The organism is Cellulomonas algicola (genome assembly GCF_003851725.1).
Classification (GTDB): Bacteria; Actinomycetota; Actinomycetes; order Actinomycetales; family Cellulomonadaceae; genus Cellulomonas; species Cellulomonas algicola.
The window spans coordinates 1-11,970 of the sequence record NZ_BHYL01000310.1 but is presented as its reverse complement, the minus strand read 5'-3'; the positions used below and the strand labels follow the sequence as shown (position 1 = coordinate 11,970).

The 11,970-nt window shown below is 74.3% G+C and carries 9 protein-coding genes and 1 pseudogene; 9 read left to right on the top strand and 1 reads right to left on the bottom strand.

The genetic code is table 11. The features are described 5' to 3' along the window. The 4 genes and pseudogenes from CTKZ_RS17305 to CTKZ_RS17290 form a co-directional block, all read left to right on the top strand. A pseudogene (locus CTKZ_RS17305) lies at window positions 1-400 on the top strand (uroporphyrinogen decarboxylase/cobalamine-independent methonine synthase family protein); the annotation flags it as partial. Continuing rightward, a complete protein-coding gene (locus CTKZ_RS17300; RefSeq protein WP_124344109.1) occupies window positions 397-822 on the top strand; it encodes a hypothetical protein in 426 nt (141 codons plus the stop codon). The pseudogene CTKZ_RS17305 and the gene CTKZ_RS17300, both read left to right, overlap by 4 nt. A gap of 45 nt (window positions 823-867) precedes the next feature. Beyond that, window positions 868-3,297 (top strand): NAD-dependent DNA ligase LigA, encoded by a 2,430-nt coding sequence (ligA, locus tag CTKZ_RS17295; RefSeq protein ID WP_124344108.1) that lies wholly within the window; start codon window positions 868-870, stop codon window positions 3,295-3,297. Continuing rightward, the gene (locus tag CTKZ_RS17290; protein WP_124344107.1) at window positions 3,294-4,604 is read left to right on the top strand and encodes a GNAT family N-acetyltransferase; all 1,311 of its coding nucleotides are present in this window, start codon (window positions 3,294-3,296) and stop codon (window positions 4,602-4,604) included. The genes ligA and CTKZ_RS17290 overlap by 4 nt, the downstream gene beginning before the upstream one ends. Window positions 4,605-4,638: 34 nt before the next feature. On the opposite strand, the gene CTKZ_RS17285 is transcribed toward CTKZ_RS17290, so the two are convergent. Then, complete coding sequence (locus CTKZ_RS17285) at window positions 4,639-5,820, bottom strand: ROK family protein (protein ID WP_124344106.1); 1,182 nt, start codon at window positions 5,818-5,820, stop codon at window positions 4,639-4,641. Between the two features lie 106 nt (window positions 5,821-5,926). Here CTKZ_RS17285 and CTKZ_RS17280 point away from each other — a divergent pair, with 106 nt between their 5' ends. The 5 genes from CTKZ_RS17280 (at window position 5,927) to CTKZ_RS17260 (ending at window position 11,947) form a co-directional block, all read left to right on the top strand. Beyond that, window positions 5,927-7,477, top strand: coding sequence for a sugar ABC transporter ATP-binding protein (locus CTKZ_RS17280; RefSeq protein ID WP_225916887.1), 1,551 nt, complete (start codon window positions 5,927-5,929; stop codon window positions 7,475-7,477). Further along, window positions 7,474-8,541 carry an ABC transporter permease gene (locus tag CTKZ_RS17275; RefSeq protein ID WP_124344105.1) on the top strand — a complete coding sequence of 356 codons (1,068 nt, stop codon included), beginning with the start codon at window positions 7,474-7,476 and terminating at the stop codon, window positions 8,539-8,541. Before CTKZ_RS17280 ends, CTKZ_RS17275 begins: the two co-directional genes overlap by 4 nt. A gap of 66 nt (window positions 8,542-8,607) precedes the next feature. Beyond that, window positions 8,608-9,657 carry a substrate-binding domain-containing protein gene (locus tag CTKZ_RS17270; protein ID WP_124344104.1) on the top strand — a complete coding sequence of 350 codons (1,050 nt, stop codon included), beginning with the start codon at window positions 8,608-8,610 and terminating at the stop codon, window positions 9,655-9,657. A gap of 104 nt (window positions 9,658-9,761) precedes the next feature. Further along, window positions 9,762-10,943, top strand: a complete 1,182-nt coding sequence (locus CTKZ_RS17265; protein WP_124344110.1) for a Gfo/Idh/MocA family protein — start codon at window positions 9,762-9,764, stop codon at window positions 10,941-10,943. A gap of 2 nt (window positions 10,944-10,945) precedes the next feature. After that, the gene (locus CTKZ_RS17260) at window positions 10,946-11,947 is read left to right on the top strand and encodes a sugar phosphate isomerase/epimerase family protein (protein ID WP_124344103.1); all 1,002 of its coding nucleotides are present in this window, start codon (window positions 10,946-10,948) and stop codon (window positions 11,945-11,947) included. The last annotated feature ends 23 nt before the right edge of the window (window positions 11,948-11,970 follow it).

Sequence of the window (11,970 nt, the reverse complement as noted above, 5' to 3'; positions counted from 1 at the left end):
GCGCTCGGGCGGTGCGTCGGCCGTCGCGGTGCACGGCGGCACGGCCTGGGCGGCGGTGCCCGCGATCCGCGCGGCCGGCGTCGACGGGCTCGCGCTCGCGGTCGGCGGGATCGGCGAGCAGGGGTGGGAGCGCGTCGCGGAGGCCGTCGAGGGCGGGCTGCGGCTGTGGGCGGAGCTGCCCCCGCAGGCGTCGTCGCAGTGCGCGGGACCCGACGTCGTCGGGCAGGCGGACGTGCTCACGCGGCCCTGGCGGTCCGTCGGGCTGCCGCAGGCGGGGCTGAAGGACGTGGTGCTGCTGGCCGGCGAGGCGCCCGGGCGGTCGTCGCCCGACGACGCGCGCGCGGCCCTGGCCGGGCTCGTGCGGGCCGGTCGGATCGTGGCGGAACGAGCGGAGGCATGAGCGAGGCGATGACCGGACCGACGAACGAGCCGCTGAGCACGGGACCCACCCCGCGGCGGCCGCTGCTGCACTCACGCCGCCAGGCCCTCGGGGTGCTGGTCGCGACCGGCGCCGCGATCGTGGGCATCGTCGTGCTCGTGGTGCTCTGGTCGTCCGTCGGGGCGCGGACCCTGGAGGCGTCGGCCGCGGGCGGCGAGCCGTGCCTCGAGGCCTACGCCGCCGACCAGGCCGGCGCCGAGGTGTCGTACGGCGCGCTGCCCCCGCAGGCGGTGTGCTCGTGGGAGGTCGACGGCGAGCGGCAGGAGGTCGTCGTGACCTCGGCGCCCGCCGCGCTCGCGGCGACCGCGACGGTGCTGGCCGTCGGCGGCGTGATCGGCGCGGTCGCCCTGCTCGTCGTGCCGCGGCTGCGCGACGCGCGCTGACGGCGCCTGGCGGCGCGTGTCGGCGGTGGGCGCGATGATGTGCGGGTGAACGACGCCGCCGACGACGCCCTCGCGACCGCGCCCGACCAGGAGGTCCCCGCCGACGCCCGGCACCGGTGGACCGAGCTGGCGGAGCGCATCGCCGCCGACCAGTTCGCCTACTACGTGCTCGACGCGCCGCCCGCGTCGGACGCGGACTACGACGCCCGCATGCGAGAGCTCCAGGCGCTCGAGGAGCAGTACCCCGGCCTCCTGACGCCGGACTCCCCGACGCAGCGCGTGGGCGGCACGTTCTCGACGGACTTCGCGACGGTCGACCACGTCGAGCGCATGCTGTCGCTCGACAACGCGTTCTCCGACGAGGACGTCGCGACGTGGGCGGACCGCGCCCTGCGGGACCTCAACGGCGCGCAGCCGCACTACCTGTGCGAGCTCAAGATCGACGGGCTCGCGATCGCGCTGCTGTACGAGAAGGGCCGGCTGGCGCGGGCGGCCACGCGCGGCGACGGGCGCACGGGTGAGGTCGTGACGCTCAACGTCCGGACGATCTCCTCGATCCCCGACACGCTCGCGGGCGACCCGTCGACCCACCCGGAGCTCATCGAGATCCGCGGCGAGGTGTTCCTGCCGGTCGAGGCGTTCGAGCGGCTCAACGAGGCGCAGGTCGCCGCCGGCAAGCCGCCGTTCGCCAACCCGCGCAACGCGGCGGCGGGCTCGCTGCGGCAGAAGGACCCGCGCGTCACGGCGACGCGGCCGCTCGGCATGTACGCGCACGGGATCGGCGCGCTGCGCTGGGGGGCCGGTGGCGGCCCCGGCATCACACGGCAGTCGCAGGTGTACGACCTGCTGGCGTCGTGGGGCGTCCCGACGTCGGGCCACACACGGGTGGTCGACGACCTCGACGGCGTGCGGGAGATGATCGCGTACTACGGCGAGCACCGGCACGACGTCGAGCACGAGATCGACGGCATCGTCGTCAAGGTCGACGAGATCGACCTCCAGCGCCGCCTGGGCTCGACGAGCCGCGCGCCGCGCTGGGCGATCGCCTACAAGTACCCGCCCGAGGAGGTCGTGACGCGCCTGCTCGCGATCGAGGTCGGCATCGGCCGCACCGGGCGCGCGACGCCGTTCGCGGTCATGGAGCCGGTGTTCGTGTCCGGCAGCACCGTGCGGCAGGCGACGCTGCACAACCAGGACGTCGTGAAGGTGAAGGGCGTCAGGGTCGGCGACATGGTCGTGCTGCGCAAGGCGGGTGACGTCATCCCCGAGATCGTCGGCCCCGCGCCCGCGGCTCCCGACGACACCGTCGAGCGCGTCGAGTGGCAGATGCCCACCGACTGCCCGGTGTGCAGCACGCCGCTGCGCCCGATGCGCGAGGGCGACGTCGACCTGCGCTGCCCGAACGCCGAGTCGTGCCCCGCCCAGGTGCTGGGCCGTGTCGAGCACATCGGCTCGCGCGGCGCGTTCGACATCGAGGCGCTCGGCGAGGTCACCGCCGCGGCGCTCACGCAGCCCGTCGTGCCCGAGGTGCCGCCGCTGCGCACGGAGGCCGACCTGTTCGCGCTGGTCGGATACGCGCCGGACGCTCCGGAGGACGAGCGTGAACGCGTCCGCGAGGCGAGCCTGCGGACCCTCGGCGCGATCGAGGTCGTCGTCCGCGACCCGGAGACGGGCCTGCCGCGCGAGGACGAGGACGGCAACGTGCGTCGACGTGCGCCGTTCCGCCGCCAGCTCACCTGGTCGAAGGCCGAGCGGGCGCGCGCCGAGGCCGAGGGCCGGGCGCTGCCGGACTGGGAGCCGTCGGCCGCGGCCCGCACGCTGCTCGACCAGCTCGACCTCGCGAAGGAGAAGGAGCTCTGGCGCGTGCTCGTCGCGCTGAGCATCCGCAACGTCGGGCCGACGGCCGCGCGGGCGCTCGCCCAGGAGTTCCGGTCGATGGCGCGGCTGCGGGAGGTCGTCGAGGGCGACCCGGCCGTCGCGGCCGAGCGGCTGTCCGGCGTCGAGGGCGTCGGGCCGACCATCGTGCAGTCGCTCGTCGACTGGTTCGCCGAGCCGTGGCACGCCGCGATCGTCGACGCGTGGCGCGACGCGGGTGTGCGCATGGAGGACGCGGCAGCCGAGGGCGTGACGCGCACGCTCGAGGTCACCGACGAGAGCGGGACCGTGCGGGGCCTGACGGTCGTCGTCACCGGCGGGCTCGAGCGGTTCAGCCGCGACGAGGCGAAGGAGGCGATCCTGTCCCGCGGCGGGAAGGCGTCCGGCAGCGTCTCGAAGAAGACCGACTTCGTCGTCGTCGGGGAGAACGCGGGCAGCAAGGAGACCAAGGCGCGCGAGCTCGGGCTGCGGATCCTCGACGAGGCCGGCTTCGAGGCGCTGCTGGCCGGGGGCCCTGACGCGGTCCCCGCGCCCGCGGAAGCCGACGGGGTCGACGGGGGCGCCACGGCGGACGGCGGCGCCGACGGGGGCGACGCGTGAAGGTCGCCGTCGACACCGGGCCGGTCGTCCGGCGGGCGACACCCGGGGACGTCGACGACGCGGGCGCGCTGACCGCCGAGGCGTACGTGGCCGACGGCCTGCTGCGCGACGAGGACGACTACACGGCCGAGCTGCGGGACGCGCGGCGGCGCGCGCGCGAGGCGATCCTGCTGGTCGCGACGGTGCCGCGCGAGCCCGACGGCGGCCGCGCTGCGGCCGGCGCACCGCGGACCGAGGGCGACGCGCGGCCGGACGACGTCGTCGTGGGCACCGTGACGCTCGCGCCGTACGGCACGTCGTACGCGGAGGTCGCCGAGCCCGGCGAGCTCGAGATCCGGATGCTCGCGGTCGCGCCCGAGGCACGCGGGCGGGGGATCGCCGAGGCGCTCATGACGCACGCGCTGCGGCACGCCGTCGCGGAGGGCGCGCGGCGCGTCGTGCTGTCGACGAGCGACGCGATGCGCGCCGCGCAGCGGCTGTACGACCGGCTCGGGTTCGTGCACGACGAGCCGCGGGACTGGAGCCACCACGGCCTGTGCGTCCGCGTGCGCACGTGGACACCGCCGGACGCGCCGGGCGCGGTCGTCGAGGCCGCCACGTGGCCGGCGCTGCGCACGACCGTCACGTCGGACGGCTGGCGCGTGGGCGAGTCGGGCGGCCTGACCCGCCGCGCGAACAGCGCGCTGCCGCTGACCCGGTCCGCCGACCTCGGCGCGGCGGTCGACGAGGTCGAGGCGGTGTACCGCGCGGCCGGGCTGCCGTCGACGTTCCGGGTCGGCCCGACCACGGGCGGCCCGGCGCTGCACGACGCGCTGCTCGCGCGCGGGTACGCGCCGGTCTCGGGCGCCGACGTGCTGGTCCGTGACGTCGGCGGCCCGTCCGAGCACACGAGCGGCGGTGTCGACGTGCGGGTCTCGGCGCACCCGGACGACGCGTGGCTCGCGGCGTGGATCGGCGTGAAGAGCGCCGGCGCCGACGTGGGGACGGCGCGCGCGATCCTCGACGGCTCGCCCGGGATCTACTTGACCGCGCTCGACGGGAGCCGTCCGCTGGGGGTGGTCCGGGCGGCGTTCGCGGAGGACTGGGTCGGCCTGTCGTGCCTGGTCGTGGTGCCCGAGGCGCGGCGGCGCGGGCTCGCGCGGACGCTCACGCTGCGCGCGCTCGACGCGGCCCGGACGCGGGGTGCACGCCGCGCGTTCCTGCAGGTCGAGCCGCACAACACCGCGGCGGCGCGGCTCTACACGGGCCTCGGGTTCGCGCCCGCGGACCGCTACCTCTACCTCGAGCGGGCGCTTCCGACTTCCTGAGGCTCACGGACACGGCGGGCCCTGGGGGCGCGCCTCAGCCGACGAGCGCGTCGATCGCCGCCGGGGACAGCACGTGCTCGGCGGCCATCGCGGCCGCGCCGAGCACGCCGGCCCGCACGCCGGTGCGGGTGGTGACGATGCGCAGGTGCTGGGTGGCCAGCGGCAGCGACCGGCGGTAGACGACCTCGCGGATCCCCGCGAGCAGGTGCTCGCCGGCCTCAGCCACGATGCCGCCGACGACGATCATCGACGGGTTGAGCAGGCTGACGCACGCGGCGAGCACCTCGCCGATGTGCCGGCCGGCCTCGCGCACCTCGCGCCCGGCGGCGAGGTCCCCCGCGCGGACGAGCGCGACGACGTCGGCGCTGCTGCCCGCGGCGAGCCCTTGCTCGCGCAGCGCGGTGGCGATCGCGGGTCCGGCGGCGACGGCCTCGAGGCAGCCGGTGTTGCCGCACCGGCAGGGCAGGTCGAGGCCGCCGGGGACGGCGATGTGGCCGAGGTCGCCCGCAGCGCCCTGGGCGCCGCGCCGGATCGCACCGTCGGAGATGATCCCCGCGCCGATGCCGGTCGCGACCTTGACGAACAGCAGGTGGTCGACCGTCCGCCACGCGGTGGCGTGCTCGCCGAGCGCCATGATGTTGACGTCGTTGTCGACGAGGACGGGGACGCCGAGCCGGCGCGTGAGGTGGCCGGGGACGTCGGCGTCGTCCCAGCCCGGCATGATCGGCGGGTTGATGGGCCGGCCGGTCGAGTGCTCGACGGGTCCGGGGAGCCCGACGCCGACGCTCACGAGGTCGTCCGGGTCGCGCCGGGCGGTCGCGAGCAGCCGAAGGCCGAGCTCGGCGACGCGGTCGAGCACGAGTGCGGGTCCGTCGGCGATCGCGATGGCCTCGCCGTGCTCCGCGAGCACGGTCCCGGCGAGGTCGGTGACGGCGAGCCGGGCGTGCGTGGCGCCGAGGTCGACGGCGAGGACGACGCGTGCGGCGGGGTTGAACGCGAAGGTCGCGGGCGGGCGGCCGCCGGTGGACGTGGCCTCGCCGGCGGGGGAGACGAGCCCGGATCCGAGGAGCGCGTCGACGCGCGCGGCGATCGTCGAGCGGGCCTGTCCGGTGAGAGTGGCCAGGTCGGAGCGGGTGCGGGGCTGGCCGTCGCGCAGGAGCTGGAACATGTCGCCGATCCCCGTCGGCCGTGGCGCAGGGCGGGTCAGCTCGTCCATGCGCACAGTGAACCACCCGTCTTTCGTCGATCACGTTCGCATAACTCTGCCACGCTCACGGCAACTTTTGCTTGACCGTCGTCAAAAGTGCCCCTAGGTTCGCCGCATGGTCACCGACGACCGACAGACCGACCGACCGGGCGCCACCTCGCCCGACCGCCCCATCCTCCAGATGCGCGGCATCGTCAAGCAGTTCCCCGGTGCGCGCGCCCTCGACGGCGTCGACCTCGACGTCCGTGCGGGCGAGGTCCACTGCCTCCTCGGCCAGAACGGCGCCGGGAAGTCGACGCTCATCAAGGTCCTCGCGGGTGCGCACCAGCCCGACGAGGGGGAGATCCTCGTCGACGGCACGCCCGTCACCATCGCGAACCCCGTCGCGGGCCTGCGCCTCGGCGTCGCGACCATGTACCAGGAGCTCGACGTCGTCGACGGCCTCTCCGTCGCCGAGAACGTCTACCTGGGCCACGAGCTCGCGAGCGGCGGCTTCACCCAGCGCCGCGCGGCCACGCAGCGGACCCGCGAGGTCCTGCGTCGCCTCGGCCACGGCGACGTGTCCCCGCACCGCGAGGTCGGGTCGCTGCCCGCCGCGGGCAAGCAGATCGTCAGCATGGCGCGCGCGCTCTCCCACGACGCACGCGTCATCGTCATGGACGAGCCCTCCGCGGTGCTGGACAGCGAGGAGGTCGCCAACCTCTTCCGCGTCGTGCGCGAGCTCACCGCGCAGGGCGTGGCCATCGTCTACATCTCCCACCGCCTCGAGGAGATCCGCCAGATCGGCGACCGGATCACGGTCCTCAAGGACGGCCGCACGGTCGCCACCGGCCTCCCCGTCGCGAGCACCCCTACCGACGAGCTCATCCGGCTCATGACCGGGCGCACCGTCGAGTACGCGATCCCGCGCCGCCCCGCCGTCCCCGCGGACGCCCCCGTCGTGCTGTCCGTCGACGGCCTCACCGTGCGCGGCGAGTTCCACGACGTGTCCTTCGACGTCCGTGCGGGCGAGGTCGTGGGTCTGGCCGGGCTGGTCGGGTCGGGACGTTCCGAGGTGCTCGAGACCGTGTTCGGCGCGCGCCGGCCCACGACCGGCACCGTGAGCGTCGACGGCACGCGCCTGCGCCCCGGCTCGGTCGGTGCGGCCGTGCGCGCCGGTATCGGCCTGTGCCCCGAGGAGCGCAAGAGCCAGGGGCTCCTGCTCGACGAGCCCGTGTACCGCAACATCACGCTCTCCACGTTCGCCCGCACGGCCCGCGGGAGCTTCCTCGACGAGCCCACCGAGAAGCGCGCGGCGCGCGAGCAGATCGAGGCGCTCGACCTGCGGCCCGCCGACCCCGACCGCACGGCGCGCACGCTGTCCGGCGGCAACCAGCAGAAGGTCCTGCTCGCCCGCTGGCTCGTGCACGGCTGCCGCGTCCTGCTGCTCGACGAGCCCACGCGCGGTGTCGACGTCGGCGCGCGCGCCGAGATCTACGGCATCGTCGCCGACCTCACCGCCCAGGGCGTCGCCGTCGTCGTCGTGTCCAGCGAGATCGAGGAGGTGCTCGGCCTGTCCGACCGCGTCCTCGTCCTGTCCGAAGGTCGGGTCGTGCACACCGGCCCCGCGTCCGAGATCGACGAGCACCGCGTGCTCGACCTCGTCATGGAAGGAAGTGCCGCGTGAGCGAGCAGGGAACCTCCGCCTCCGCGCGGGTGCCTGCGGCGGACGAGTCCGCCCGCATCGAGAAGACCGGGGGCGCGACCGCGGTCGACCGGCGCTTCCGCAACCCGCTCCGAGGAGCCGCCGGCCGCAACCTCGGCCTCGTCATCGCGCTCGTGCTGGTGTGCCTCGTCGGCGTCCTCACCGCGGGTGAGCGCTTCGCCAGCATCGACAACCTCCTGACGATCCTGCGGCTCGCCGCGGTGCTCGGGGTCATCTCGATCGGCATGACCTTCGTCATCACGGGCGGCGGCATCGACCTGTCGGTCGGCTCCGTCATCGGCCTGTCGTCCGTCTGGGCGTCGACGCTCGCGACGCAGGCGATGGCGAACAGCTTCCACTGGTCCGTCATGGTGTTCACCGCGCTCGCGGTGGGCCTCGGCGCGGGGCTCGTCAACGGCGTCCTCATCGCGTACGGCAGGGTCGTCGCGTTCATCGCGACGCTCGCCATGATGGTGGCCGCCCGCGGTCTCGCGGAGATGATCGCCAACCGGCAGACCTGGGTCGTGCGCGTGCCGGCGTTCTCCGACGTGTTCCGGCTGCAGCCGCTCGGCATCCCGATGCTCGTGTGGATCTTCGCGGTCGTCGCCGTCGTCGGCTGGGTCCTGCTCAACCGGACGACGTTCGGCCGGCGCACCGTCGCCGTCGGCGGGAACCCCGAGGCCGCCCGTCTGGCCGGCATCAACGTCAAGCGCCACACGATGTACCTGTACGCGCTCGCGGGTCTGACCGCCGGCATCGGCGGCGTCATGATGCTCGGCCGCACCACGGCCGGCTCGTCGACCAACGGCCTGTACTACGAGCTCGACGCGATCGCCGCGGTCGTCGTCGGCGGCACGCTCCTCGCGGGCGGTCGCGGCACGATCGTCGGCACCGTCCTGGGCGTCCTCATCTTCACGACGCTCACCAACGTGTTCACGCAGAACAACCTGTCCATCTCCGCCCAGGCGGTCGCCAAGGGCGTGATCATCGTCGCCGCGGTCATGCTGCAGCAGCGCATCGCCGAGCGGTCCCGCTCCGTCACCTAGACCCCGCTGTCCTCGTCCCCCTGCACCTTCGACAGCCCCGCAGCATCCCGATCAAGGAGGATCGTCATGTCCGCACCCCTGCGCCGCCGCGCCCTCGCCCTCGCCGGCACGGCCGCCGCCCTCGCCCTCGTGGTGGGCTGCACGTCCAACACCCCGCAGGACACGTCCGGCGACAGCACGGGCGCCGCCGTCGTGCCCGGCACCGAGAACGACGAGCCGGGCGACAAGGTCACCATCGGCTTCTCGGCCCCTGCGGCCGACCACGGCTGGATGGGTGCCATCACCAAGTCCGCCGTCGCGGAGGCCGGCAAGTACTCCGACGTCGAGCTCGTCCAGGCCGAGGCCACGAACGACGTCAACCTGCAGATCAGCCAGATCGAGCAGTTCATCAACGACGGCGTCGACGCGATCGTGCTCCTGCCGTTCGACGGTGCCGCGCTCACCGAGGTCGCGACGCAGGCCATGGAGGCCGGCATCGTCGTCATCAACGTCGACCGCGAGTTCGACGACCCCAACGCCGCCCGCACGACCGTGCTCGGCGACAACTACGGCATGGGCGTCTCGGCCGGGCACTACATCTGCGAGCAGCTCGGCGGCACGGCCGGTGCGAAGGTCGCGGAGATCGCCGGCATCGACTCGCTGCCGCTCACGCAGGACCGCAGCCGCGGGTTCTCCGACGCGCTGGCCGACTGCGGGCTCGAGGTGAGCAACCGGGTCGCCGCCGACTTCACCGTCCAGGGCGGCGAGGCCGCAGCGGCGAACCTCCTGCAGGCGGCGCCCGAGCTCGACGCGATCTGGAACCACGACGACGACCAGGGCGTCGGCGTCATGGCGGCGATCGAGAACGCGGGCCGCGACGAGTTCTTCATGGTCGGCGGCGCCGGCTCGAAGAACGTCATGGACGCGATCAAGGCCGACAACTCGGTGCTGAAGGCGACGGTCATCTACCCCTCGACGCAGGCCGCCGACGGCATCAAGCTCGCGCGTCTGCTCGTGCAGCAGAAGGCGATGAGCGACCTCGTCGAGGTCGAGGTGCCCCGCACCGTGCAGCTGTTCGCGCCGGTCGTCACGAAGGACAACGTCGACCAGTACCTGCCGACGGCCTTCGAGTCCTGACCGACCCCGCGCCGGGCGGGCGATCCGCAGGCCCGCCCGGCGCACCCTCGACCCAAGGAGGACACGTGTCCGCACCCGGCACGCTCCCGCGGCTCGGCATCGGCATGGTGGGCTACGCCTTCATGGGCGTCGCGCACTCGCAGGCCTGGCGCAACGCCCCGCGCTTCTTCGAGCTCCCCCTGCACCCCGACCTCGCCGTCGTGGCGGGCCGGAACGCGGACGCCGTGCGCGCCGCGGCCGACCGGCTCGGCTGGCGCGACACCGAGACCGACTGGAAGGCGCTCGTCGCGCGCGACGACGTCGACCTGGTCGACGTGTGCACGCCCGGCGACACGCACGCCGAGATCGCGGTGACCGCGCTCGAGGCCGGCAAGCACGTGCTGTGCGAGAAGCCGCTGGCGAACACCGTCGCGGAGGCCGAGGCGATGGTCCGGGCCGCCGATGCCGCGCGCTCGTCCGGGGCGCTCGCGATGGTCGGCTTCACCTACCGCCGCGTGCCCGCGATCCAGCTCGCGCAGCGGCTCGTCGCCGAGGGGCGCATCGGGACCATCCGGCACGTCCGCGCGCAGTACCTGCAGGACTGGATCGCCGACCCGCAGGCGCCGCTGTCGTGGCGCCTCGACAAGCAGAAGGCCGGGTCCGGGGCGCTCGGGGACATCGGCGCGCACGTCGTCGACCTCGCGCAGTTCATCACGGGCGAGCACCTCACCGGGGTGTCCGCGCTGCTCGAGACGTTCGTCAAGGAGCGCCCGCTCGCGGGCGAGTTCAGCGGGCTGTCGGGCAGCGGTGACGCGAGCGGCGCGACCGGCCCGGTCACCGTCGACGACGCCGCCGTCTTCCTCGCGCGGCTGTCCGGCGGCGGCCTCGCGACGTTCGAGGCGACCCGGTTCGCGTACGGCCGCAAGAACGCGATCCGTGTCGAGGTCAACGGCTCCGCCGGGTCGCTCGCGTTCGACTTCGAGGACATGAACGTCCTGCACTACTTCGACGCGCGCCAGGACGCCTGGGAGGCCGGTTTCCGGCGCATCGTCGTGACCGAGCCCGAGCACGCGTACGTCGACGCGTGGTGGCCCGCGGGCCACGGGCTCGGGTACGAGCACGCGTTCACGCACCAGGCCGTCGACCTCGTGAACGACGTCGCCGCGCACCGCCAGCCCCGGCCGTCGTTCGCCGACGGCCTGCAGGTGCAGCGCGTGCTCGACGCCGTCGAGCGCTCCGCCGCCGACCGCAGCACCTGGACCGACATCCCCGCACCGACGCCCGCGCCGGCCGAGACGGAGGCCTGACGATGACCCGACCCATCACGCTGTTCACCGGCCAGTGGGCCGACCTGCCGTTCGAGGAGGTCGCGCGCCTCGCCGCCGGCTGGGGCTACGACGGCCTCGAGATCGCCTGCTGGGGCGACCACCTGGACCCGTGGCGGTGGGACGACGACGCGTACGTCGACTCGCGCCGCGAGATCCTCGACCGGCACGGCCTCAAGGTCTGGGCGATCTCGAACCACCTCAAGGGCCAGGCCGTCTGCGACGACCCGATCGACCAGCGGCACCGCGACATGCTGTCCGACCGCGTGTGGGGCGACGGCGACCCCGAGGGCGTGCGGCAGCGTGCCGCGGAGGAGATGCAGCACACCGCGCGGTTCGCCGCGAAGCTCGGCGTCGAGACCGTCGTCGGCTTCACGGGCTCGTCGATCTGGAAGTACGTCGCGATGTTCCCGCCGGTCTCGCAGGAGGCCGTCGACGCGGGCTACCAGGACTTCGCCGACCGCTGGAACCCGATCCTCGACGTGTTCGACGAGGTCGGCGTGCGGTTCGCGCACGAGGTGCACCCCAGCGAGATCGCGTACGACTACTGGACGACCGTGCGCACCCTCGAGGCCATCGGCCACCGCGAGGCGTTCGGCCTCAACTGGGACCCCAGCCACTTCGTCTGGCAGCAGCTCGACCCGGTCGACTTCATCCTCGAGTTCCGGGACCGGATTTACCACGTCGACTGCAAGGACGTGAAGCTCCGGCTCGGCAACGGCCGCAACGGCCGCCTGTCGTCGCACCTCGCGTGGGCCGACCCGCGGCGCGGCTGGGACTTCGTGTCGACCGGGCGCGGGGACGTGCCGTGGGAGGCGTCGTTCCGGGCGCTCAACCACATCGGGTACGACGGGCCGATCTCGGTCGAGTGGGAGGACGCGGGCATGGACCGGCTGCTCGGTGCGCCCGAGGCGCTCGAGTTCGTCCGCCGCAACGCGTTCGACCCGCCCGCCGCCGCGTTCGACGCGGCGTTCAGCACCCGCTGACGCCGCCGCGCGCGGTCGCCGCG